Origin of the sequence: Streptomyces sp. NBC_00454 (assembly GCF_041434015.1) — a bacterium.
Classification (GTDB): domain Bacteria; phylum Actinomycetota; class Actinomycetes; order Streptomycetales; family Streptomycetaceae; genus Streptomyces.
This window is the reverse complement of sequence record NZ_CP107907.1, coordinates 524,070-546,024: the sequence shown is the minus strand read 5'-3', so window position 1 is coordinate 546,024 and position 21,955 is coordinate 524,070. Positions and strand designations below refer to the sequence as shown.

23 protein-coding genes are annotated in these 21,955 nt (G+C 70.7%); 10 read left to right on the top strand and 13 right to left on the bottom strand.

All coding sequences use genetic code 11. The annotated features are described in order from the left end of the window. Positions 1–18: 18 nt before the first annotated feature. Positions 19–2,880, bottom strand: a complete 2,862-nt coding sequence (locus tag OHU74_RS02525; protein ID WP_371614345.1) for a peroxidase family protein — start codon at positions 2,878–2,880, stop codon at positions 19–21. A gap of 397 nt (positions 2,881–3,277) precedes the next feature. On the opposite strand from OHU74_RS02525, the gene OHU74_RS02520 reads away from it, so the two are divergent. Continuing rightward, positions 3,278–4,984, top strand: a complete 1,707-nt coding sequence (locus OHU74_RS02520; protein WP_371614344.1) for a thiamine pyrophosphate-binding protein — start codon at positions 3,278–3,280, stop codon at positions 4,982–4,984. A gap of 29 nt (positions 4,985–5,013) precedes the next feature. Continuing rightward, positions 5,014–6,393 carry a hypothetical protein gene (locus OHU74_RS02515; protein WP_371614343.1) on the top strand — a complete coding sequence of 460 codons (1,380 nt, stop codon included), beginning with the start codon at positions 5,014–5,016 and terminating at the stop codon, positions 6,391–6,393. 100 nt (positions 6,394–6,493) lie between these two features. Here the strand turns inward: OHU74_RS02515 and OHU74_RS02510 are convergent, their stop codons facing one another. The 6 genes from OHU74_RS02510 to OHU74_RS02485 form a co-directional block, all read right to left on the bottom strand. Beyond that, complete coding sequence (locus tag OHU74_RS02510; RefSeq protein ID WP_371614342.1) at positions 6,494–6,967, bottom strand: hypothetical protein; 474 nt, start codon at positions 6,965–6,967, stop codon at positions 6,494–6,496. A 175-nt stretch (positions 6,968–7,142) separates the two neighbouring features. Beyond that, on the bottom strand, positions 7,143–10,139 hold the full coding sequence (locus OHU74_RS02505; protein ID WP_371614341.1) for a hypothetical protein: 2,997 nt from the start codon (positions 10,137–10,139) through the stop codon (positions 7,143–7,145). Positions 10,140–10,202: 63 nt separating this feature from the next. Then, on the bottom strand, positions 10,203–10,553 hold the full coding sequence (locus tag OHU74_RS02500; RefSeq protein ID WP_371614340.1) for a CU044_2847 family protein: 351 nt from the start codon (positions 10,551–10,553) through the stop codon (positions 10,203–10,205). Between the two features lie 189 nt (positions 10,554–10,742). Continuing rightward, positions 10,743–11,651, bottom strand: a complete 909-nt coding sequence (locus OHU74_RS02495) for an alpha/beta hydrolase (protein ID WP_371614339.1) — start codon at positions 11,649–11,651, stop codon at positions 10,743–10,745. A gap of 50 nt (positions 11,652–11,701) precedes the next feature. Beyond that, positions 11,702–12,238, bottom strand: a complete 537-nt coding sequence (locus OHU74_RS02490) for a histidine phosphatase family protein (RefSeq protein WP_371614338.1) — start codon at positions 12,236–12,238, stop codon at positions 11,702–11,704. Then, a complete protein-coding gene (locus OHU74_RS02485; RefSeq protein ID WP_371614337.1) occupies positions 12,235–12,990 on the bottom strand; it encodes a HAMP domain-containing protein in 756 nt (251 codons plus the stop codon). The genes OHU74_RS02490 and OHU74_RS02485 overlap by 4 nt, the downstream gene beginning before the upstream one ends. A 271-nt stretch (positions 12,991–13,261) precedes the next feature. Here OHU74_RS02485 and OHU74_RS02480 point away from each other — a divergent pair, with 271 nt between their 5' ends. Continuing rightward, complete coding sequence (locus OHU74_RS02480; RefSeq protein WP_371614336.1) at positions 13,262–14,221, top strand: SigB/SigF/SigG family RNA polymerase sigma factor; 960 nt, start codon at positions 13,262–13,264, stop codon at positions 14,219–14,221. A gap of 22 nt (positions 14,222–14,243) precedes the next feature. Here the strand turns inward: OHU74_RS02480 and OHU74_RS02475 are convergent, their stop codons facing one another. The 5 genes from OHU74_RS02475 to OHU74_RS02455 form a co-directional block, all read right to left on the bottom strand. Beyond that, positions 14,244–14,741 carry an ATP-binding protein gene (locus tag OHU74_RS02475; RefSeq protein WP_371614335.1) on the bottom strand — a complete coding sequence of 166 codons (498 nt, stop codon included), beginning with the start codon at positions 14,739–14,741 and terminating at the stop codon, positions 14,244–14,246. Between the two features lie 12 nt (positions 14,742–14,753). Next, positions 14,754–15,119, bottom strand: a complete 366-nt coding sequence (locus OHU74_RS02470; protein ID WP_371614334.1) for an STAS domain-containing protein — start codon at positions 15,117–15,119, stop codon at positions 14,754–14,756. 85 nt (positions 15,120–15,204) lie between these two features. Continuing rightward, complete coding sequence (locus OHU74_RS02465; RefSeq protein ID WP_371614333.1) at positions 15,205–15,537, bottom strand: STAS domain-containing protein; 333 nt, start codon at positions 15,535–15,537, stop codon at positions 15,205–15,207. Between the two features lie 170 nt (positions 15,538–15,707). Further along, positions 15,708–15,863 carry a DUF6131 family protein gene (locus OHU74_RS02460; protein ID WP_371614332.1) on the bottom strand — a complete coding sequence of 52 codons (156 nt, stop codon included), beginning with the start codon at positions 15,861–15,863 and terminating at the stop codon, positions 15,708–15,710. 16 nt (positions 15,864–15,879) lie between these two features. Then, positions 15,880–16,233 (bottom strand): PRC-barrel domain-containing protein, encoded by a 354-nt coding sequence (locus OHU74_RS02455; protein WP_371614331.1) that lies wholly within the window; start codon positions 16,231–16,233, stop codon positions 15,880–15,882. 295 nt (positions 16,234–16,528) lie between these two features. Between OHU74_RS02455 and OHU74_RS02450 the strand changes: the two genes are divergently transcribed. Genes OHU74_RS02450 through OHU74_RS02420 form a run of 7 tightly spaced genes read left to right on the top strand, consistent with a single transcriptional unit; the run spans position 16,529 to position 20,942 of the window. Then, entirely contained in the window at positions 16,529–17,002 is a 474-nt protein-coding gene (locus OHU74_RS02450; protein ID WP_371614330.1) for a hypothetical protein, read from the top strand. Further along, a complete protein-coding gene (locus OHU74_RS02445) occupies positions 16,999–17,295 on the top strand; it encodes a monovalent cation/H+ antiporter complex subunit F (RefSeq protein ID WP_371614329.1) in 297 nt (98 codons plus the stop codon). The genes OHU74_RS02450 and OHU74_RS02445 overlap by 4 nt, the downstream gene beginning before the upstream one ends. Further along, entirely contained in the window at positions 17,292–17,600 is a 309-nt protein-coding gene (locus OHU74_RS02440) for a monovalent cation/H(+) antiporter subunit G (protein WP_371614328.1), read from the top strand. Before OHU74_RS02445 ends, OHU74_RS02440 begins: the two co-directional genes overlap by 4 nt. Then, a complete protein-coding gene (locus tag OHU74_RS02435; RefSeq protein WP_371614327.1) occupies positions 17,597–17,980 on the top strand; it encodes a Na(+)/H(+) antiporter subunit B in 384 nt (127 codons plus the stop codon). The genes OHU74_RS02440 and OHU74_RS02435 overlap by 4 nt, the downstream gene beginning before the upstream one ends. After that, positions 17,977–18,744, top strand: coding sequence for an MnhB domain-containing protein (locus tag OHU74_RS02430; RefSeq protein ID WP_371614326.1), 768 nt, complete (start codon positions 17,977–17,979; stop codon positions 18,742–18,744). The genes OHU74_RS02435 and OHU74_RS02430 overlap by 4 nt, the downstream gene beginning before the upstream one ends. Further along, positions 18,741–19,085, top strand: a complete 345-nt coding sequence (locus OHU74_RS02425; protein WP_371614325.1) for a sodium:proton antiporter — start codon at positions 18,741–18,743, stop codon at positions 19,083–19,085. The genes OHU74_RS02430 and OHU74_RS02425 overlap by 4 nt, the downstream gene beginning before the upstream one ends. Before the next feature lie 6 nt (positions 19,086–19,091). Beyond that, positions 19,092–20,942 (top strand): complex I subunit 5 family protein, encoded by a 1,851-nt coding sequence (locus tag OHU74_RS02420; protein ID WP_371614324.1) that lies wholly within the window; start codon positions 19,092–19,094, stop codon positions 20,940–20,942. Here OHU74_RS02420 and OHU74_RS02415 read toward each other — a convergent pair. After that, positions 20,933–21,955 (bottom strand): cation diffusion facilitator family transporter, encoded by a 1,023-nt coding sequence (locus tag OHU74_RS02415; RefSeq protein ID WP_371619541.1) that lies wholly within the window; start codon positions 21,953–21,955, stop codon positions 20,933–20,935. The two genes, OHU74_RS02420 and OHU74_RS02415, sit on opposite strands and share 10 nt — an antisense overlap.

The following is a 21,955-nucleotide window of genomic DNA, read 5'->3' as shown; positions in this document are numbered from 1 at the left end:
CGAGCCGGGGCGGTCCTCTCAGCCGCGACCGCCTTCGGTTCCCTTCGTCGTGGCCAGGCGCCATGGCGCGAACGCGCTGGCCGTGCGCGGCAGGAGGCCCGCCAACTCGGGGCAGTGCCGCACCACCACACTGCTCATGCCGTTGCGCTCGATCCAATCGATGCCCAGAGGGGTGTACACCTCGGGCCTGAAGTCCACCGTCAGGAAGCGATCGCTCTGCAGGCGGCGGGTCGCCATCAGGATGAAGATGCGGAAGGCGGTGTCGCTGAAGCCGAAGCCGTGCGGGGGGTTCTCGGCGAAGAGACCGACCATGGTGTCGATGTGATCGACATCGCGGTAGACCTCCTTCAGGCGTGCGACGGTCTCCGCGTCGCTGGACACGTCCTCGAACCGCCGCACGCGCGGCTTGTGCAGACCGGCCCGGAAGTCGTTGTAGCGCGGTACACCGCGACGCCGTGTGCGTACCAGATCGACCACGGACAGGTCGATGACCTCGCCGTCCCGCTCGAACGACCGCAGGGCGTGGGGGTAGTTGTTCAGCGTGATCGCACCGGGGTGAGCGATGCCGAGTGAGTACAGCGAGTTGGCCAGACCGGTCTTGCGGATGAGTGCTTCCGCGGCGGGGCCCTGCACGTCGTTGAAGCCGAGGGTGTCCAGGCTCCGGCCGAGCCGGTGGTCCACGATCTCGAAGTCGTCGGGGAGCAGCGGGTGCATGCGGTAGACGGTGACGAAGTCCTCGGTGAGCGAGTACGGAGCGGCGTGGTGGTCCGGCAGGGTCTCGGGGATGCCGGTCAGTGAATGCGCCTCGAAGAGCCACAGCCCCAGTTGCTCGAGCCACTTCTTCGGCGGTCCCTGCCAGTTGGTCTTCAGGCCGACGTCGATCACATCGGTGGCGAGGATCGCGGGAGTCCACTCCACCGTGTGGATCTTCGCGATGAGAGCCGAGACGATCAGTCGCGCCGTGTGGTAGACACGGTCCTCGCTCAAGGCCGGGTACTCCTGCCGCAGCGCTTCGCACACGGCATTGTGCTCGCGGGCGAAGAGGGTCTGCATGGCGCTGAGGCCGTACCACCAGCTCTCCGCGAACCCGGTGAGCGGGAGGCCGTCCGGCCCGGCCGGCAGGTGGCCGTCCTCCAGGCGCAGCGCGGCACCGCCCCCCGGCTCGCGCAGCGACCTTCCCGTGTCCTCGTTGCCGCCGTAGATTTCGGAGCCGTCCCACCAGTGGGACGCCGCGTTGGCGAACAGCGTCGGCGGACCCTTGCCGTCGGCCGGGTGCAGCCCCTCGTTCTCGGCGAAGCGCATGACGTCCTCGGGACGTCCGCCCGGAGTGTTCCTCCACGTGACACCGGGAGGGAGCGGCACCTCGACGGTCTTCGTGCCGGTGGGGTAGCGCTTGTGGTTGACCCAGTCGTGCACCTGGAACTGGATCCAGGCGGCGGCCAGGACATTGAGGGAGCGCGCCGGAATGAAGACGTCGCGGTGCAGCAGCTCGCGACTGACGGTGACCGGGTTCGGTACGTCGAACAGGTCGGGTTGATAGACGGGCGCGAGGTTGCGGCCGAAGGCGGATCCGACAGCGCCCATCCTCGGCGCGGACAGGTCGTTGTAGCTGCCGTCGTAGCTCCGCGCGAGCCGCATGTCTTCGTCGATGGGATCGGGTACGGGCTGGGCTCGGGGCGGAGCCTCGCGGAGCTCGGTGTCGATCAGGTTGTCCCGGCGCAGCTTCTGCCGGAAGGCCAGGAGGTTCAGCAGACCGAGGCTGGTGGGCAGCCGGTGCCAGGGGACGAATCGGTTGAGGCCTCGGAAGGCGGCGCGCAACGGCACGCCCAGTACGGCGTTGCGCCGCGGCTCGACGTTGGCGAACCGGTGCCCCAGGCGGTGGGCGCTGCTGGCCTCGTAGGCGACCTTGCGCGCACGGTTGAGGTTTCCGAGGGGCCGGAAATCCTCCGTGGTGTTCCACGGGTTGAAGGCGAGCTCGTCGACCCGTGCCGCTGCGGCGCGAGCCTCGGCGGAGCCGATGTCATGGCGCGGAATGGTCAGCGTTGCCACCCGCACCAGAGGCGCGTCCCCCTCCTTCCACTCGGCCGTGCCGTCTTCGATGGCCGTCCGGCGGGCATCCACGTAGCGCTGGACGTACAACTCGAAGACGACATCCGCCTCCTTCAGCCTCGTCGCGAGTTCGTGCTGCAGGAAATCGGGGTCGGCGGCGGAGGGCGCGGGGGCCGACGGAGCGCCGTCCGCGGGGCTCAGCTGATAACGCACCGGCCCCGCGTCACCCCACAGGATGGCGCCACGGCTCCAGTACGTCTCCAGCGCCAGGCTGCTCACCGGGCGGCTCGTACCGGCCCGCACGTTGCGGCGCATGCGCGCGGCCGTGGACCATCCGACCGCGAGCGGCAGGGTGACGAACAGCGCGACGGCCTTGCGCAGCGTCGAGTCGGCGCCCGCCATGGCCTTCGCGAATTCGACGAACTCCAGCGCGTTGCGCGCGTGCGAGACCGGATGGCTCGTCATCAGCAGGTCGTGCGCTTCGTCGGCTCCTGCCGCGATGCGCAAGGCCGCCCCGCGCAGATCGGGGGCGTGGTCGGGCTGGCGGGCGCCGTTCGCATTGGACAGCCGCACGGTGACGGGGTACTCGGCACCCGGTTGGGCGAAGCCGGTCCGCAGATCGGGGGGCAGGTCGCCGACGAAGGCCAGACGCGCGTTCTCCGCACCGAGAACGGCCTTGGCGTGGAACGTCCGCGCGAGGTCGGAGGCGCCACTGCGCTTCCTGGACTTGAGCTGGACCCGCATGAGCTCGCGGGCGAGCCGCTCGAAGACGAGCCGTTCCGCCTCGGGGCTGCCGCCCACGTAGTGCTCGTACTGCCTGGTCTCGGCCATGTGTGCCTCTTCGCCAAGGCGCACCCCGCTCTGACGGACGCAATGCCGGCGGACGACGAGGTGACGCTGCACGGCTGCCCGGGACTGGGTCCGCGGGCACCTGGGTTACACACGGCAACCCTGACGCAGTGGTACGGCCGCGTCGCGCGGAACAACGCAGACGGGTGGCATCCGCCCCGCGCCCCGGTAGATGTCGGCCGTACGGGTCTGCGTGCGCTGTGAACGGTGACGCCGGCCCCGTCACCCGTACGGTCCCCTTCATGTGCAGGAGCGGGATGCGTCGAGTACTGGCAGACTGGTTCCGCATGGGTGACTGCGCCGACAGGGCCGCACCACGTGCCGCATCGACACCGCGCTCGCCGACATCAAATGCGGGGGAGTGGACGAGGGAACGGCGATGAGGGTTTACGAAGCCATAGTCAAGGGCCTGGAAGACGTCGGAGTTCGGGCCGCTTTCGGCGGTGCCGGAGAGAACGCCGCCGGGCTGATGCTGGCGCTGAAGCATTCGCAGCAGATCCGGCCGGTCATCACGCGGCACGAGCAGGCCGCGTCCTTCATGGCGTGCGGCCACGCGATGTACACGAACGAACTGGGCTTCTGTTTCGCGACGGCAGGTCCCGGTGCGTTCAACCTGTTCTCCGGTCTGGCCGTCGCGATGTCCGACTCCTACCCCGTCCTGGCAGTCTCGGGATACGCCTCGAGGGCATGGCAGGGATGGGGCTCCCTCAACGAAACCTCGGGCCTGAACCGGACGCCCGACTCCCGGGCCATGTTCGCCGCCACGACGAAGAAGTCCTTCCTGCTCGCCGACGCCGCCGACACGTGCGACGTGCTCGAGGAAGCCGTCAACATCGCCTTCGAAGGAAGGCCCGGGCCGGTGCACATCCACGTTCCCGAGGACCTCACCCACCGTGGTGTCGAGGTGACGGACTTCCGGCACATCCGGCTCGACGTGGCCCCGGTCGTCCCGGATCCGGCCCGCGTGGCGGAGATCGCCTCGGCGCTGGCCGACGCCCTCACACGGGGCAAGCGCATCGTGGCGCTCGTCGGGTTCGGCGCGATCCGCAGCGGAGCGGGAGCCGAGGTCCGGCGCTTCATCGAACGCTTCCAGATCCCCCTGCTCACCACGCTGGACGGCAAGGGCATCGTCTCCGAGAGCCACCCGCTCTCGGTGGGCGTCTTCGCGGACAGCGGACACGCCAGCGCGTGGAAGGCGTTCCGCGAGGCCGATGTCGTGCTGTGCGTCGGCAACTCCCTCAACCAGCACGCCACGTTCAACTACCGCGAAGACCTCTTCGAGAACAAGGTGCTCATCCATGTGAACATTTCCGAGACCGAGTTCCACAAGGCCTACCGGCCCGACCACGCGCTGCTCTCCGACGCGCGCCTCGGGCTGGCCGCCCTCCACGAGGCCCTGGACGAACGGGTCGGCGACGTCCCGGCGGTCGAAGTCGACGGCCGCGACTACGAAGCCCGTCACATCACGCACCTGACCGGAAGGATCCACCCGGGGGAGCTGGCCCAGGCGATCGGCAGGATGCTGCCCCCAGGAGGTGTTCTGCTCGCCGACGCGGGAGCACACCTCGCCTGGCTCGGCTACTACGTCGAACTGGAGGAGGGGCAGAACTTCCGCAAGGTCGGGTCCTTCGGGCCGATGGCCGGCCACGTCAACGGCGCCATCGGAATGAAGCTCGCGCACCCGGAACGGACCGTCGTCGTCGGGTGCGGCGACGGGTGCTACTCGTTGTCCGGTTTCGAGCTGATGACCGCCGTCGAGAACGACATCCCCGTCATCTGGATCGTCTTCGACGACCAGGAATTCAAGCTGATCAAAATGTTCCAGCTCGTCACCTACGGGGAGACGGGGCTGGTCGAGTTCCAGAACCCCGACTTCGCCGTGTACGCGCAGGCGTGCGGCGCCGACGGCTACCGCGTCGAGACGCTGGAGGAGTTCGAGAAGGCGTTCCGTGAAGCGCTCGCCTCCGGCCGGCCCTCCCTCATCGACGCCCGGATCACGCGGTGGGCCGTCCCCCACTACAGCCCCTCGCCCGACGGAGTCATCGCCGGCCTCGTCGAGACCATCGAGGCACGCCTGCGCGGCTGACGGCGTCCTCGTCGTGAAGGGACAGCAGCATGAACGACCCGATGAACACCCACAGCCGTGCCGGGTTCGAAGCCCTCGTGAACCGCCCGCTGCTCATGTCGATCCTGCGTCGCCGCACCCACCGGGTCAGCCGCGGCAGCTCGGTCGAGGCCGGTTCGATGAGCTGGGCCTCCACCGCACCACGAGCCCCGCTGACAGAACTCGAAGAAGCCGTCCTCATCGCCATGACGGGCTGCTCCGGACTCACCATGCCGGACCGTCCCTTCGCCGACCCCCGCGACGGCAAGCCCATCATGGCCAAGCCGAACCTCAACATGGCCGGCCGGACCGCCGGCAGCCCCGACAACGCCCAGGGCACGCACTTCTTCCTGATCAACGACACCGGCACCTACTTCCTGCGCAACCTGCCCCCTGGTTCCGGCGCGTTCGACGCGGAGACCCTCTGCTCGCGCGCCGCCGAGGCGAAGGTGCGGCTGCTCGACCACCGCATCGACGTACCGGAAGGAAAGCGGGACTTCCCCGCCTACCTCGACTCGAACCGGTTCCTGTCGAACCTCCCGGGCACCACCATCCTCTTCCCTGTGGTGGACCTGTCACGGCAGTACATCAACGGGCTGATGTACCTGCTGACCCAGCCCGAGGGGGCACGGCCGGCGATCGTCGACGACCGGAACCTCTACCGCTCGGCGGGCGTCCGCAAATGGGTGAAGTCGGGGTTCCTCAACGAAGACATCAAGCTGCCCCTGGGCTTCATCTGGGCCATGCGGACGCAGATCGAGGCCGACCTGCTGCTCCAGAACCTCATGCTCACCGCCGACGCGATGGGTCTCGGAGCCTGGATCCACGCCTCGGTCGCCCCGTCGATCATGCTGGGCGACCCGAAGTTCCGTCCCACCTACGGTCCCATGCTCGATTTCGACTGGACCGTCCCGCGGTGGAGACCGGCGGACCTCCTGCGCTGGCAGGTGCCGCTGCCGCGCTACGCAGACCTGAGGGCGACCGCCGTAGGCCTGCGGCACAACGGTGAACACCTCATCAAGGCGATGTGCCCGCCCAACTACGGCACCATGGGCGAGGCCGTCGACGCCGTCGTGGCGGGCAAGTTCGGGCCGAAGGGCATCTACTCCGACGAGGGCCTGTTCGCGCGCATCTACCGGGGGGACTTCGGCAGGCAGTACCTGCACGAAGCCAGCGACTACTCCGCCGACGTCATCGCGTGTACGCGGGACATCTGCACCTACATCTACGAGACCCACGGGCGGTTTCCCGCCCACTGCGACACGATCCACGTACCGGGCGTGTGGCTGCAGGCCCATCACCTCGAGAACGCCTACTACGAGCGGTACTTCCGCGACGGTCTGACCGAGGCCCACCGCACGCACGACGAGTACTGGCACGGGGAAGGGTGACGGCACCTGAGGAAAGGGACCTGAGCAACGGATCCGTCCGGGACGGCGATCACCGTCCCGGACGCTCCTGGGACCCCCTTGCGGTACCGGTCCGCCAACCTCAGTCGATCCGTTGGCAGATGGCCACCGGAAGTCTCGGCGACCAGGTCTCGGTGCTGTAGTCGTATGCCCGGGCGTAGCCGTTGTTTCCGGGAGCGCAGGGAGCAGAGATGTTCGTATGCAGATAGGCGGCCCCGCCGGGGACGCCAGAAACCGTCTTCGCGGTCACGGTGCCCTGGTACCTCATCTGGCCCGAGTTGTACTTGACGACCATGTAGACCCTGCCGCCGAGGGTGAAGTTGCCACCGCCGATCGAGAGGTGGCCCTGGGAGTTGTTGTACTGGAACAGGTAGAGGTCCCCAGGCGCCTTGTCCAGAGCGGCGGGAGTCGTCGACCGGACCTGGGTGGGCAGGCCGGCGGCTGCCGCGTCTGCCGTCGCCATCGGTGAGACTCCGATTCCGACCACGGACAGTGCTGTCGCGGTCACTGCGAAGCGGCGGGCCCAGCGGGCCGCCGAGCGTGGGGAAGTGTGCATGACTGCTCCTTGGGGCGATTCGAACCATCAGTCCTACGGGCGTGCAATCAGGGGGCCTGCGAAGACCGCCGGTTACGGGAAGACCCGGTCGGCGTGCGGCGGTTGCAGGCCCGGACGACGAAGTCGTAGTCGAGGGACTGAGTGGTGAGGGTCCGAAGGAGGTATCGACTCAAGCTTATTCCGAACGGGTGAATCGCGCCTCCGCGGCCTTGGTGCCGAGGTGGTGTCCGAGCGCCCGGTAGGCGTCGAACTGGGCGTGGTCGAACCACTGGTCGAAGGTGGCCTGGCGGGGGAAAGCCTTCTCCCGGAGGGCGTAACTGAGCAGCTCGTACGGCATGTCGGGGGTCAGACTGGCCTTTACGTAGATGATCGTCCCCAAGGCGCTGGCCGGTGTGTCGGGCGAGAACTGGACCCGTTCCGGGTACTCGATCGTGCCGCGCACCACACAGGTGGCGGAGAACCGCCCGTTCAGGGAGGCCATCGGCACTTCGGGCGCGAGCGGTTTCGCGCTGCCGGGAACCAGGTTCAGCAGGTTCTGCCCCTCCTCGGCGAAGGTGATCCTCACTCCGAGGTCCTCGTAGGCGAGTGTGATCGCTTGCGCGAGGGTGGTCGCCAGCGGCGGCGAGTCCCCCGAGGCGTCGATGACATAGATGGTCCGGCAGCGGAGCCGGAGCATCTCGACCAGACCGAGATTGTCGAAGTGCCCGCCGTCGGTGCACAGCAGCAGGGGAGTGGTGTCCGAGTACCGGCCCACCAGCTCCTGGAGTTGGTACCGCAGCCGCCGTACCCGCGGCAGGCGCGGCATGATCCGGTTGGGCCCGTACGTCGCCAGATCCGCGAGGTACAGGGGATTGGGCACCCACGTGCCGAGCCGCACGTTGGACAGCGCGAGCAGCCGCTCCATGAACATCGTCTGGGTACCCATCGCGGAGGCGAAGGCCGCTCCGGACACGGCGACGGCGGACTGTACGGTCAGGTCGCGCCCGATCAGCGCCGGGGCCGTCTTCTGCAGAGTGCTGGTGCGGACCCAGCCCGTGTCGGGTCCGCCGCAGTAGTCGGAAGCGAAGGTGAAGGGGACGGCGGGCCGGCCGGGCGCGGTGCGGTTGCGCAGGGAGACGGCCGCGGAGGCGGCGAAGATGACCTGGGGAAAGCCCTCCACCCGCTGCGCGTAGGGGTCCAGCGGGGTCGGCTCGTTGTTGTAGTCGTACGGCACGGCGCCGACCGAGCCGTCCTTCAACACCGCGCGGCGCACGGCGAAGGCGCCGGCCAACCGCTGGCGGTAGAAGGGGTGCAGGCTGAATGTGGTCTGGTCGATCACGAGGGTCAGCACGATCAGGGCGATCGGCACCCCCCATCGCCACCCCGCGTGCCAACTGCCCGCGTAGATCGCGGCCCAGGACATGAGGGCGAGGCCGAAGAACGCGACCAGGAGCAGAACCAGCCAGCACACCACGGCTTTCACCCAGCTGGTGCCGACCTGCGTGACCAGCGACGTGCCGCCTCTGGCGAACGGACCTGGCTGCTCACCGTCCGGCTTCAGCTTCCTCACCGTTTTGTAGACCGAGACGAACCACGTACCCACGGCGGTCGCCGCCGCGGTGATCGCGCCGAGCAAGGCCACTCCCGCCCCGCTGGCTTCCCAATATCCCGCTTTGTCGGCCTTGTGGGCCAGAGAGGCGAAGAACCAGATCACCGAAGGAATGACGACCGAGCAGGCGGCGACCGCCAGCGCGAGGCCGGTGAGCGTGTTCACCGTGCTGCGCAGCCATGCGGGGCGGGACTTGTCGCTCCCGGCCCGCGCGAAGGCGTACCCGACGGACACCAGACCGGCCAGGCCGAACAGGGAGAGGACGGGGAGCCAGGCGTTCGGGTACAGGTCGAGGGACGAGCCGGCCACCTCTGCTCCCGCCGCGAGGGGGCGGAGCCGGGTCAGTGGAACGTGTGAGTAGAACTGGTGCAACAACTGGCCTGCCACGGCGAAGACCAGCGCCAGCATGCCGAAGGAGACGGCCATCCCGCGCAGCACCGCCCCCGCGGCGTTCAGCTTTTCCTTGGGCGCGTCCGCCAGGTACTTCGCGTGCCGGCGGATGTGGTCCTCCTCCGGGCTGCCCGGCGCGAACACGTCCGCGGGGTTCGCGAGACCGGGCCGCACCGAAGGGCTCCCGTCCGGGGCCCGGAGCCGGGCATCGGTCAGGGCCAGTTGGAAGGCCCCGGCGGTGTACCCGCCGCCGGACACCGACACCAGATACGTAGCCTCGAGCAGTTGCCCGCGCAGTGCCTGCAACGCACCGAGGGCGACCGAGGCCGACCGGATGCCGCCGCCGGAGACGCAGAAGCCGAGCTCCGCGGGCTGGCGACCGGGCGGCTGGTACGCGCGGGTACGCCAGCGGGCCGCCGCGCTGTCCTTCGGGTCCTGGGCCTCGGCGGGGCGTTGTTGCGCCGGGTCGGGGGCGGTCCACTCGGGCCGGGGCTCCCAGTCGTGGGGCGCGGCGGGCGGGAGGATCACGTCCGGGTCGCTCCACTGGCTCTCGGTGCCGTCCGCGAGCCTATGGGCACGGGCCACGACGGGACGGGGGCGGTCCTCCCGCGCACTCCGCACGAAGGAGGGGGTCAGAACCCGGCGGCAGCAGAGGATGACGACGATCAGAATGCCCAGGGCGACCAGCGGGACGACGAGCGCCCATTTGACCTGGGCGAAACAGGATGCCCACGTCAGGTCCGGTACCGGGTCGGCGGCGAGCCGGTTCAGAGCCCTCCAGAGGAAGAGGTTCTCCACGCAGTCCGCAACCACCGGCAGGGGGGTCAGGACGAGGGCGCGCCGGGCCCACAGCCGGGCGGACTCCCGGTAGAGGAAGAGGTGCCCGAGCCCGAAGGCCCCGGCCAGGGCCGCCGCGTAGCCGGGAATGAACATGCACCAGTCGAGAACGAGGCCGTCCTGGAACAGCTTGCTGCCGTCCCCGTCTTCGGCGCCGTTTACGATGGCGCGGGCCTCTGCGGCCGTCGTCGCGAACTGCAGGAGCAGTTCTCTGTTCCCTGAGGGCTTGTCGAGGAACGGCGGATCCACCGCGTACCAGATGATCATGCAGAGACCGGCAGCGAGCCCGAACAGACACAGCCCCACCGCCCAGCCCGGAATCTCTCGCAGCCTCAACTGCGTCGGAGCATTCGGCATGCACGCAGAGTAGTGATCCGGACCCCGTCCGGACGCCATTCGGATCGGTGCGCGCCGTACGCGTCACTCCGGTCGCGCGGACGCAGTCCGAGAACGGCCGGCATCGCCGCCCTTCCACGCCATGGTCACCGTCAGATGGCAGCCTGCACCGGTTTTGGCGATCACGGCGCCGGCGGCGACCGAGAGGTCCACGCCGAACTGGATGGTGATGTCGTCGGGGCGGGCCTTGCGCAGCTGCTCGAGGGCCACGCGCGCTGCCTCCGTGACCGGACCGAGCGCCTCCTGCAGCGTTTCCGGGAGGTCATGGATGGCGTCGCCGATACGGCTGGCCTTCACCGCCCCCTGGGCCGTGTCCGGAGCCTCGACCAGGACGTACCCGCCGCCTTCCAGCGGGATCCGAGCGAGAGGTGCCACGACTCCTCCTCCGTATGTACGGCGATGACCCCGTCCGGGCCTGAACGACCGGATCCCGGCCAGCGTCGCAGGGGCGAAGCCCCGTCGCATGGCACGGGGGGCCGTCCGCGTGAGGACCTGTTCCCCACCGACCCGTACCGGCCCCAGCACGCCGCCCGGCAGCTCGGCGACGAGCTCAGCGCCAAGCAATCAGGCGAGGCCGGTCTTGAGTGCGGCGAGGGATTCGTCCAGCGCTCTCGCCGCGGCGGGCATGTGCGGGGCGAGGGTGCAGAAGGCGTGGACCAGGTCCTCGTGGTTGTGGTGTTCGACCGGGACGCCGGCCGAGCGGAGCAGTTGGGCGTAGCGGATGCCTTCGTCGCGGATGGCGTCGCCCTGGACTGTGGCGATGTAGGCGGGCGGCAGGCCGGCGTGGCTTTCGGCGTAAGCGGGTGCGGCGCCAGAGGCCTTGGGGTCGCGCCCGCCCAGGTACCAGCCGGCACTCAGCTCGACGGCGCGGCGGGGCAGCACGGGCGCGTGGGCATTCTCCGCCTCCGAAGGCAGCGTGGGGTCGATGTGCGTGCACGGGTACCACATCAACTGGAAGCGCAGCGGTGGCCCACCGGCGTCGCGGGCGCGCAGAGCCATCATGGCGGCCAGGTTCCCGCCGGCCGAGTCGCCGGCCACGGCGATGCGGTCCCGGTCCCCGCCGAGTTCGCCGGCGTGGGCGGCGGTCCAGCGCAGCGCGGTGAACGCGTCCTCCACCGCCGCCGGGTACGGGTCCTCGGGGGCGAGCCGGTAGTCGACGGAGACCACGACTGCGCCTGTTCGGTGGGCGATGCTGCGGGCGACGTTGTCGTGAGTGTCGAGGCTGCCCATGAAGAACCCGCCGCCGTGGTAGTACACCACCACCGGCAGGCCGGCCGCGTCGGCCCGGGGCCAGTAGATACGCACGCCCACCCCGTCGACGCGGCGGTCCTCGATGCGCGGCAGCTCGACGACGCGCCGCTGTGCGAGGGCGTTCGCGATGTTGGCGCGGCGCAGCTCCTCCAGCGGAACCGTATCGAAGTCGATCGCCGGCATCGCGGCGAGCAGTTTCTGCAGGGTGGGATCCAGTGGCACGGTTCGCTCACTCCTCTCACGTTCGACAGCAGCTTCCAGCGCTCCACCCGTCAGCGGGCGGCGCCCCGGGGGACGGCGAAGTCGGTCAGGCGGGCCGAGCCCGGCGCGAGCTCCTGCCAGGAACCGGGGCAGGCGAGCACCGCGATCGCGGACGTCGGGAACTTCTCCGACAGGCGCTCAAGGGCTCCTGCCTCCGCGGGGTCCAGGGCCTCGCGGGCGAGCGTGACGGCCAGATCCTCCAGGCCCGGGTTGTGGCCGACGAGCAGCAAAGTCCCCACCTCCTCCGGTACTTCGGACACCACCTCCAGCAGGTCTTCCGGCTCGGCGGCGTACACCCGCTCGTCAAAGCGCACCGGGACCTCGGCGCCGAGCTCTCCGGCTGCCAGCGCCCAGGTCTCGCGGGCCCGCCGGGCGGTGGAACAGATCACCAGCGAGGGCAGGCAGCCGGCGTCGCGCAACCAGCGGCCCGCCGCGGGGGCGTCCCGCAGACCCCGCGGGCCGAGCGGCCGCTCATGGTCCGCGACGTCGGGCCAGGCGGATTTGGCGTGGCGCAGCAGCACCAGGCGGGCGTCGGATCCCGTGCTCATGAACTCACCCTCATGGGCTCAGCCTCGCACGGTCGGACCACCTGCTGCGGCTGGCCGTCCCGACCGGGCTGGGGGCGGTGGCCCTGGCCGCCGACATCGTCAACGCCGTCGTCGGAGCCGTGGTCGTCGAAGCCCCCGACGGGCAGGCGCCGACGGCTTCCCATGCCCGGCGGGTCCGGCCGCGGCTTCGCCGACCAGGGACTGGCCGATCCGGAACCGGCGGGGGCCCGCGTCGGGGCCGTCGGGCAGCCCGTACGTGGCGATCGCCACCGGCTCGGTGCCCCGGCCTGCTCCTGGGCGAGGAAGAAGCTGCCGTACTGGGCGTCCACCAGGGGTGGCACCTCCCGCATCAACAGGCGGGCGACAGGCGGGAGTTCGCGGATGCCCCGGATCCGGCGGGAGACCCCGGCGAGGCTGGACGCCAGCCACTCCTGGTCCTCGTTGGCCCGGGTGGTGGCGCGCAGCGACTCCACCATGGCGTTGATGTTGTCCCTGAGCTCGCCGACCTCGCCCGGGGCCTCCACGGTGATCGAGCGGGTCAGGTCGCCCTCGGCGACCGCGCTGGTCACCTCGGCGATGGCATGCACCTGCCGCGTCAGGTTGCCGGCCAGCTCGTTGACGTTCTCCGTCAGGCGCTTCCAGGTGCCCGAGACATCGGCGACCTCGGCCTGACCGCCGAGCCGGCCCTCGCTGCCCACCTCGCGGGCCACTCGGGTGACCTCGGCCGCGAAGGAGGAGAGCCGGTCGACCATTCCGTTGTAGACGGCCGCGATCTCACCGGGCAGGCCGGCCGCGTCGGCGGGGAGACGGGTGCTGAGACGCCCGACCGTACCGCGGTCAGCCCGACCAGCAGCTCTTTCAGGATTTTGTCGGAATCATTCATCTTCGCCTCACTTCGATCCACTGTGTCACGAGAAGGGTCAGACGGCCCCGCGTGCGGGTATATCCCCTCGGGAAGACCACGACGGTTCCCGCCGCCCCCACCGGGCCGGCCGGTAGCCACCCACCCGTCGGAGGAAGCTCATGTCATCCGTTTCCCGCGACACCCTGGAACCGCTCGCTACCGAGCGTGACGCCGAGACCTGGGAGGTCCTGGGCGTCCCGGACGTCTCAGACGTCCCCGACATCCCGGATGTGCCCGAGGACCCGCTCGCCGTCAGTACGGCCGAGGCGCGGACCCTGTCCGTCGCCCTCTTCCGGCGCCTGCGCCGGCTCCGCGAGGGGACGCCCGAGTACTCGTACGTGCGCAACACGCTCGTCGAGCTCAACCTCAGCCTGGTGAAATACGCGGCGCGCCGCTTCCGCAACCGCGCGGAGCCGCTGGAAGACATCATTCAGGTGGGCACGGTCGGCCTGATCAAGGCCATCAACCGGTACGACGTCGAGCGCGGGGTCGAGTTCACCACGTTCGCGATTCCCACCATCACCGGCGAGATGAAGCGTTTCTTCCGCGACACCAGCTGGTCGGTGAAGGTCCCGCGGCGCCTCCAGGAGCTCCGGCTCGACATCGCCAAGACGCACGACGCGCTGGAACAGCGACTGGGACGGCACCCGACCGACCCCGAGCTCGCGCAGCGCCTCGGAATCAGCGCCGCCGAACTGGCCGAAGGCCGCCGGGCCGCCAACGCCTACACCGCCGGCTCCCTGGACGCCCCCGTCCCGGGGGACGGGGACGGGGACAGCGGCTCCCGGGAGGTCTCGCTGGGGGAGGAGGAAGAGGCGTACGACCGCATCGAATGCCTGGAGACGCTCAAGCCGCTGCTCGCCACGCTCGGCGACCGCGACCGGTTGATCCTCTCGTTGCGCTTCGGCGAGGAGCTGACCCAGTCCGAGATAGGCGACAGGCTGGGCGTCTCCCAGATGCACGTCTCACGGCTCCTGAGCCGGATCATGGACAAGCTGCGCGCCGGCCTGCTGACGGACGAGGCCGAAGTCGATGCCGAAGTCGATGCCGAGGCCGAAGGCGAGGCGGAGGTGTGCTGATCCACCTCCGGGGGGAGGGGGCTCAGGCCGGTCGGGGGGTCCTGTCCAGCCACGGGGTGAACGTCCCGCCCCCCTGGCGGATGGACGGCGGCGCGTCGACCTCCACCCATACGCATTTCCCGCCGTCCACCGGCTCCGTACCCCACTCGCGGGCCAGCCGTTCCACGATGAGCAGCCCATGGCCTCCGGGCCGGGCCGGATCCGACGGGTGCCTGACGATCGGGGCGACCGGGCTCGCGTCCGTGACCTCGATGCGCAGCCGCTCGGCGGTGCAGCGCAGGAGGAGCGAGCTCGGCCCGCCCGCGTGCATGCAGGCATTGGCCACGACCTCGGACACCAGCAGCAGGGCGTCGTCCGCGGCCTCGTCCCCGCAGCCGTGACCGTGGCCGCTCCCGGACTCGGGCAGCCACTGCCACTCGGCCAGCGCACGGCGGGTGAAGTCGCGGCATCGGCTGACGGCATCCGTGGTGTCGTGCAGCACCAGACGCCGGGTCTGTTCCGGTGACCGGTGCTCACTCATTTTGCTCCTCCGCTACGCGCGCTCGTGACTCGCCAGCGCCGCTTCCACGTCGGGGTGCAGCGGGAAGAGCCCCTCCGCGCCCGTGATGTGCAACATGCGTTCGATCGGCTGGTGGAGGCCGATCAGTTCAAGGCTGCCACCCGATTCCTGGACCGCGAGCCGGTTGTGCAGCAACACGTTCAATCCCGTGGAGTCGCAGAACTCCAGCCCGCTGAAATCGACGAGCAGCCGCTGTCCGCCACCCGCCTGGGCGGCCTCCAGAGCCGCCCGCAAGGGTTCGGCGGTGTCATGGTCGAGCTCGCCGGCCAGTGCCAGGACGGTGGCCCCCTCGACAGGCCGTACTTCGACCGCGAAACGCTCATCGTCCGCCGTCGCCATCGTGCACCCCCTTCAGAGGGGTCCGTATCCGGAGATGTCTGGCGCCTACCCGCCCGCACGCCACCAAACCCGGTCGGGCCGTGACTCAGGCGGGAGGGGAGGGATCGATGGGGAAGAGCCCGAGGGAGCCGGTGATCTCCAGCAGACGCAGCATCTGGGCGTTCGGTGCCGCCAGGCGCAGCGTACGGCCGGACTCGACGGCCTGCAGACGGGCCCGGAGCAGCACGTTGAGCCCGGCGGAGTCGCAGAAGGTGAGACCGCTGAGATCGACCACGATCTCGGGCGGGCCGCCTTCGCGGGTCACCGCTTCGAGCAGCAGGGAGCGCACCTGGCAGACGCGGCCGATGTCCATCTCGCCCGACAGGCGGACCACGACCGCCTCCGGGGGCGGGACCGGGGGATCCTGCGCTTCGGGCATGTGACTCCTCGGTCCCGGGAGAGGTCGTTCCGTCCTGAGGGGTGCTGCTGCCACGATGCGTCAGCGGGGGAAAGCCTGCAATGCGGAGCAAATGGCCCCGGTGTCCGTCCTCGCGCCCGCAGGCGGGAGGCGGCGGAATTCCGCCGCCTCGCCCCCGGTCCGCAGTACGTCTACCAGTAGTGGCGCCGTCCTCCGACCGCGTGTCCTACGGAGCCGAGGATCCACAGGACCACGCCGATGATGACGAGGATGATCCCGAGGCTCCACAGGATCGAAATTCCCAAGAGGTATCCGAGGACCAACAGGACGATTCCGAGTGCGATCATGATCGTCTCCAATCCCTCACATGTGGGGCTGGTTGTAGTACCGGGCGAACTGCTCCAGGTAGGTGGGCCCGCTTCCGTACTCGGCCCGGTCGAACTCGGGGGCGTTCTTGATCTGTTCCTTGCTCCGGTCGACGTAGACCTTCTGCTCGACCGTGTCGATGCGCTTGATGGTTCCGGCCGGAAGCAGTACGTGCTTGCCGAAGATCCAGACACCGGTGTCGACGACGAGGTGGGACGCTCCGACGTCCTCGGAGTGCTTGTCGATCTTCCCGATGCTGCCGTCCGTGGCTTCGACTTTGTAGCCGACGAGGTCGATCCCCTTCTGGTATCCGGAGTCCTGGTGGTAGCCCCAGATCTCTTCGGTGCTCATGACGCGTGCCTTCCTGTGCCGGGCGACGGTCCCGGGCCGGGAAAGCGGCCGGCGAACCACGCCGCTTCCGTCGCCGTCTCCCAGGCGTCTCCCCAGAAAGAGCCCCGGCACGCATCGCGTGCGACGGTGGACGGCCCCGCCCCCTCGCGTTCCCCGTGGCCGTGCAGCAAACGAGTGGTCCTGCCGGCCCGCGCGGAAGTGCTCGGCGTGCACGCGGGACTTGCCTCCGGCGGATCGGTACACATGGCGGGTGTGGTGACACACCCCTGCTCGGGACCGGCACGTAGGAGGTGGCATGCGGCGTGCGGTGACGGAGTCGGCGGTGTGGTGGGTTCTCCTGATGGCGCTCAACACCGTCCTGATCCGCGAGGTCACCGCACTCGAAATGGTCGTGGGGGCCGCCGCGGCGCTGCTCGGTGCGGTCGGGGCCCGGACGGTCCGCCGGGCCTCGGGTGCCTCGTTCGGCGGGCCCGCCCATCTCGCCCTGAGCCTGTGGGTCTGGCCCGGAGCCCTGCTCGCCGACACCCTCCGCCTGGCACGGGCCGTACTGCGGCCCCGGCGGTTCCGAGGCGGTTTCCGGGTCATCGAGCTGCCGGCGGGTACCGGACCGGCCTGGGCCTGCGCCCTGCTGTCGGCAACTCCCGGCTTGTACGTGGTCCATGTCGATCCCGACTCCGGGCGGTCGGGGCCGCGTCGGCTGACGGTCCACGCCGTCACCGACGAAGTCGGTTCCCTGGAACGCGCGCTGGTCTCCGGCGGGCGCCGGTGAACGCCTGGCTCCTCGCCGCCGTGGTCGTGTGCTCCGCCGGGCTCGCGCCCTGCCTGTGGCTGGCCGCACGGGGCGCGGCCCAGTACAGGCTGGTGGGCATCAGTCTGGCGGGCACCCTGGCCGCCGTCGTCTTCCTGCTGCTGGCGCGGGGGTTCCATCGTGACTCGTACGGAGACCTCGCGCTGGTGCTGGCGGTTCTGGCTCCGGCGGGGACCCTGGTGTTCACCCGGTTCCTCGCCGGAGAGCCGGTCGACGCGGTACGGGACACCGCCGGTTCGGAGCACGGCGAATGACGCCGCGTCACCTTCTGGTTCTGGTCCTGCTGGTCGCGGGTACGGCCGTGCTGGTGCTGACCGCCCTGAGCCTGGTCGTCCTGCCCGGCCCCTACCTGCGTCTGCACGCGCTGTCCTGCGCCACGTCGTTGGGCGCGCCCCTGGTGGTGCTCGCTCTCGCCGTCGACACGGGCCCGGGCCGGGCGGCGGTGACGCTGCTCGCCATCGGCGCGCTGCTGGCCGCCGGCGGAACCGTCACCACGATGGCGATCGGCCGGGCGACGGCTCTGCTGGAGGAGCCGGAGCGGGAGGAGCTCGCGCAGTGAACGCGAACACGATCGACATCCTGGTCGCGGTCGTGCTGCTCGCGGTGGTGGTCGCCGCGACGGTGGCTGCCCTGACCCGCGATCCGGTGCGCCAGGCCGCCGTCCTGGCCATGCTGGGCCTGACCCTGGCACTCCTGTTCACGGTGCTCCAGGCCCCGGACGTGGCACTCTCCCAGCTGGGTGTCGGGACCGCGGTCACACCGCTGTTGATCCTGCTCACCGTTCGCAAGATCAGGGGAGCCGGCAGCCCGGGCGGGCAGCCAAACCCCGGGCAGCCAAACCCCGAGCAGCCGGACCCCGAGCAGCCGGACCCCGACCGGCCGCAGCCCGACCGGCCGCAGCCCGAGCGGCCGTCGCGCCGAGAGCGCCGGAGCCGATGAGCCGGTCCGTGAGGCTCTGGCTGTTCCTGAGCGCGGGCGCCGTCATCGCGGTGGCGTTCGCCGCCGCCTGCACCGGCCTGCCGCACTTCGGCACGCCCGTCCACCCGTACGGTGACCGGGCCGTGGCCGCGGCGCTGAGCCGGCGCACGGCCAACACCGTCTCCTCGGTCAATTTCGACCTGCGCGCCTTCGACACCCTGGGCGAGGAGTCGATCCTGTTCGGCGCCGTCCTGGGCGCCACCCTGCTCCTGCGCCTGGCGCGCGACGAGCGCAAGGAGTGGCCGGAGGCCGAGCGGGTGCTGCCCTCCACCCGGCTGTTCGGGGCGCTGCTGCTCCCGGTGACCCTGCTGACCGGGGTGTACATCGTGGCGCACGGGCAGCTCACCCCCGGCGGCGGATTCCAGGGCGGGGTGGTGCTGGCCACCGGACTGCACCTGGCGTACGTGGCCGCGGACTACCGGGTCCTCAAGCAGGTGCGGCCCCTGGCCGTCCTGGACGTGGCCGACGCCGTGGCGGCCGGGGCGTTCACGGCACTGGGCGTGGCCGGTCTGGTCGTCGCCGGGGCCTTCCTGGCGAACTTCCTGCCGCTGGGCACCTTCGACCGGCTCTCCTCCGCCGGACTGGTGCCGGTGCTCAACGCGGCCGTCGGCGTAGAGGTCGGCTCCGGCGTGATCGTGCTGCTCGCGCACTTCCTGGACCAGGCCGTCGAGATCACCGGCGGCGGACCCGCCCGTACACGCTTCGACCCGCCGGAGCCCGAATGAACCTGCTGCCCTTCCTCGCTGCCGCCTGGATCCTGCTGGTGGGTCTGTACGGCCTGGTCACCAGCCGGAACCTCGTCCATGCCGTGGGATGCCTGGCCGTCGCCCAGTCCTCGACGTACGTCCTGCTGCTCGCCGTCGGCTACCGACGGGGCGCGACCGCACCCGTCTTCGCGGACCTGCCGGTCGGCTCACCGGTGGTCGACCCGGTGGTGCAGGCCCTGGCGCTGACCGATGTGGTCGTGGGAGCCGCCGTCACCGCCCTGCTGCTCGCCCTGGTCATCCAACTGCAGAAGCGGCACGGCACCGTGGACCCGCAGAACCTCACCGAACTCAGGGGCTGAGGCCGCGTGCCGAGCACCGCGGCCCTCCTACCGCTGGCCGTGGCGATTCCGCTGCTGGGCGCCGTGGTGCTCTCCGTGGCCGGCCGGTGGCTGCCGCGGCTCGGCTGCGACATCCTGGCCACGGCCTGGGCGGTGGCGGACGTACTGTGCCTGGTCCTGCTCTGGGTGCGGACCGGCGACGGGCGCGCGGTGTCCTGGCTGGGCGGATGGGAGCCGCACGGGGGTGAAAGCGTCGGCATCGTCCTCGTCGCCGACCGCCTCGGCGGCGGAACAGCGCTGCTCGCCGCGCTGCTCGTACTCGCCGTCCTCGTGTACTCCTGGCGCTACTTCGACGAACCGTCAGGAGAACGCGCCGGGACCTTCCCGGCCCTGCTGCTGCTCTTCGAGGCCGGGATGTGCGGATTCGCCCTCACCGGCGACCTGTTCGACGCCTTCGTCTTCTTCGAACTCATGGGCGCCGTCGCCTACGCGCTCACCGGCTACCGGATCGAGGACCCCCGGCCGCTGCACGGGGCACTCACCTTCGGCATCGTCAACTCCCTCGCGGCGTACTGCTCCCTGCTGGGCATCGCCCTGCTCTACGCCCGCACCGGGGAGCTCGGTCTGGCCCAGCTCGGCCGCGAGCTGGCCGGGCAGCACCGCGACGCCCTGGTGATCTGCGCCTTCGTGCTGGTGCTCACCGGGCCGCTGGTCAAGGCCGCGATGGCGCCCTTCCACTTCTGGCTGCCCGACGCCCACGCCGTGGCACCCACGCCCGTGTGCATGCTGCTGTCGGGCGTCATGGTCGAGCTCGGCGTGTACGGTGCGGCCCGGATCTACTGGACGGTGTTCTCCGGCCCCGGCGGCATCCCGCACGACGCCTTCCGCACCACGTTCCTCGCCGCCGGGGTACTGACCGCCCTGATCGGCACCACGATGTGCTGGCAGCAACGGCATCTGAAACGGATGCTGGCATTCTCCACGGTGGGCCACGTCGGACTCTTCCTGATCGGGGTCGCGGTGCTCACCCCGGCGGGGCTCGCGGGGACCGCCGTGTACATCGCCGGACACGCCGGTGCCAAGGCCGCGCTGTTCGGTCTCACCGGCATCCTGCTGGACCGGTACGGCTCGGTCGACGAGCACGGCCTCCACGGCCGCGCCCGCGAACTCGCCCTGCCCGGCGCGCTGTTCCTCGCGGGAGGTCTGGCCCTGGCGGGGCTGCCGCCGTTCGGCACCGGCCTGGGCAAGGCCCTCTCGGAGGAGGCGGCCGGACACTGGGCAGGCTGGCTGCCCGCCGTCTACGTCATCGTCTCGGCCGTCACCGGCGGCGCCGTTCTACGCGTGGCCCTCCGCGTCTTCTACGGCCTGGGACCACGGCCGACCGAGCGCGGGGGAGAGCCGGAGACCACCGGTGAGGGCGAGAAGCCGGAGGTCCGCGGCCCCACCCGCCTGCTGCCGCCGCCGATGCTCGTCCTGCCCGCCCTGCTGCTGCTCGGCTGCCTGGCGGTCGGACTGACCCCCGACCTCGGCCGCTCGCTGGCCCGGGCCGCAGAGCTGTTCACGGACCGGGCGGGGTACCAGGCCGCCGCCCTCGGGACCGCCGCGCAGGCAGCGGTCGCTCCGCCACCGCCGGCCGGCTGGACGACGGCCGGGGTGCTGCTCGGGCTGCTCTCGGCGGTACTCGCCTGCGCGCTCGCGGGCACCGCCGTTCTGGGCCCGGCGCGTGGCGCCGCCAGGCCCCACAGTGCGGTGGCCTTCCTCGGCCGCCGAGTGGTGCTGCCCGTGCGACGCCTGCATTCGGGGCTGCTGGGCGACTACGTCGCCTGGCTCACGGTGGGCGTGGCCGTACTCCTCGTCGCCGTGGCCGCTCAGAGCTGACACCGGCCGCCCCGCGGATGCCCGCCGTCGCCCGAGGCGCCCCGGCGGGCCGCGGCCGCGTCCGTGACGTCCAGGAACACCTGCTCCAGCTCGGGCCAGCGCCCGCGCACCTCCCGCCGGATCCGTACCATCGCGTCCTCCACGGTCTCGCTGTCGTAGCCCGGGGTCAGGTCCACGCGCGCGGCGAGCATGACCGAGTCGGGCCCCATCCGCATGGTCAGCAACGCCGTGACCGTGTCGATCTCCGGCTGACGCGTCAGGAACGTACGGACCTGCCGCTGGACGGCCGGATCGGCCGCCTCCCCGATCAGTTGCACGCGCGCCGCCCGGCCGAGGGCGTAGGCGACGTAGACGAGCAGGATCCCGATCAGGACGGAGGCGCACGCCTCGTACGCGATCTCCCCGGTCACCATGTGCAGCGTGATGCCGGCGACCGCCAGGAGCACACCTGCGCAGGCGGTGCTGTCCTCCGCGAGCACGGTACGCAGGGCCGGATCGCGGCCCGCCCGGATCTCCGCCGCCATGCCGCGGCCCTCCGCCCGGGCGGCGCGGCGCACCTGGAGCAGTGCCCGCACGAGCGAGGTCCCCTCGGCCGCCAGGGCGACGAAGAGCACGGCAAGGCCGATGGCGTAGCCGTGGCGCGATTCGGAGGCGCCGGAGCGCAAAGCCTCGATGCCCTGGAAGACCGAGAAGCAGCCGCCGGTGACGAAGATGCCGACGGCTGCGAGGAGGGACCAGAAGAAGCGCTCCATGCCGTAGCCGAAGGGGTGGCGCGCATCGGCGGGGCGTCGGCTGCGCTTGAGGGAGGCCAGCAGGAAGACCTCGTTGAGGCTGTCCGCGACGGAATGGGCCGCCTCCGAGAGCAGCGCGGGGGAAGCCGCGACCACGCCGCCGATGGCCTTGGCCACGCAGATGGCGAGATTGGCGGCGAGGGCGACCCACACGGTCCTGCGCGTCTCCACGTCCCGGGCGACTCCTGCCGGTCCCCCCGAGCCCACCGCCGGCGCGGTCAT

What these genes read in the sequence shown, in the direction of transcription:
- OHU74_RS02525 (WP_371614345.1), bottom strand. Translation starts at nt 2,880, where the DNA reads ATGGCCGAGACCAGGCAGTACGAGCACTACGTGGGCGGCAGCCCCGAG.
- OHU74_RS02520 (WP_371614344.1), top strand. Translation starts at nt 3,278, where the DNA reads ATGAGGGTTTACGAAGCCATAGTCAAGGGCCTGGAAGACGTCGGAGTT.
- OHU74_RS02515 (WP_371614343.1), top strand. Translation starts at nt 5,014, where the DNA reads ATGAACGACCCGATGAACACCCACAGCCGTGCCGGGTTCGAAGCCCTC.
- OHU74_RS02510 (WP_371614342.1), bottom strand. Translation starts at nt 6,967, where the DNA reads ATGCACACTTCCCCACGCTCGGCGGCCCGCTGGGCCCGCCGCTTCGCA.
- OHU74_RS02505 (WP_371614341.1), bottom strand. Translation starts at nt 10,139, where the DNA reads ATGCCGAATGCTCCGACGCAGTTGAGGCTGCGAGAGATTCCGGGCTGG.
- OHU74_RS02490 (WP_371614338.1), bottom strand. Translation starts at nt 12,238, where the DNA reads ATGAGCACGGGATCCGACGCCCGCCTGGTGCTGCTGCGCCACGCCAAA.
- OHU74_RS02485 (WP_371614337.1), bottom strand. Translation starts at nt 12,990, where the DNA reads ATGGTCGACCGGCTCTCCTCCTTCGCGGCCGAGGTCACCCGAGTGGCC.
- OHU74_RS02480 (WP_371614336.1), top strand. Translation starts at nt 13,262, where the DNA reads ATGTCATCCGTTTCCCGCGACACCCTGGAACCGCTCGCTACCGAGCGT.
- OHU74_RS02475 (WP_371614335.1), bottom strand. Translation starts at nt 14,741, where the DNA reads ATGAGTGAGCACCGGTCACCGGAACAGACCCGGCGTCTGGTGCTGCAC.
- OHU74_RS02470 (WP_371614334.1), bottom strand. Translation starts at nt 15,119, where the DNA reads ATGGCGACGGCGGACGATGAGCGTTTCGCGGTCGAAGTACGGCCTGTC.
- OHU74_RS02465 (WP_371614333.1), bottom strand. Translation starts at nt 15,537, where the DNA reads ATGCCCGAAGCGCAGGATCCCCCGGTCCCGCCCCCGGAGGCGGTCGTG.
- OHU74_RS02460 (WP_371614332.1), bottom strand. Translation starts at nt 15,863, where the DNA reads ATGATCGCACTCGGAATCGTCCTGTTGGTCCTCGGATACCTCTTGGGA.
- OHU74_RS02455 (WP_371614331.1), bottom strand. Translation starts at nt 16,233, where the DNA reads ATGAGCACCGAAGAGATCTGGGGCTACCACCAGGACTCCGGATACCAG.
- OHU74_RS02450 (WP_371614330.1), top strand. Translation starts at nt 16,529, where the DNA reads ATGCGGCGTGCGGTGACGGAGTCGGCGGTGTGGTGGGTTCTCCTGATG.
- OHU74_RS02440 (WP_371614328.1), top strand. Translation starts at nt 17,292, where the DNA reads ATGACGCCGCGTCACCTTCTGGTTCTGGTCCTGCTGGTCGCGGGTACG.
- OHU74_RS02430 (WP_371614326.1), top strand. Translation starts at nt 17,977, where the DNA reads ATGAGCCGGTCCGTGAGGCTCTGGCTGTTCCTGAGCGCGGGCGCCGTC.
- OHU74_RS02425 (WP_371614325.1), top strand. Translation starts at nt 18,741, where the DNA reads ATGAACCTGCTGCCCTTCCTCGCTGCCGCCTGGATCCTGCTGGTGGGT.
- OHU74_RS02415 (WP_371619541.1), bottom strand. Translation starts at nt 21,955, where the DNA reads ATGACCGCGCCGGCGGTGGGCTCGGGGGGACCGGCAGGAGTCGCCCGG.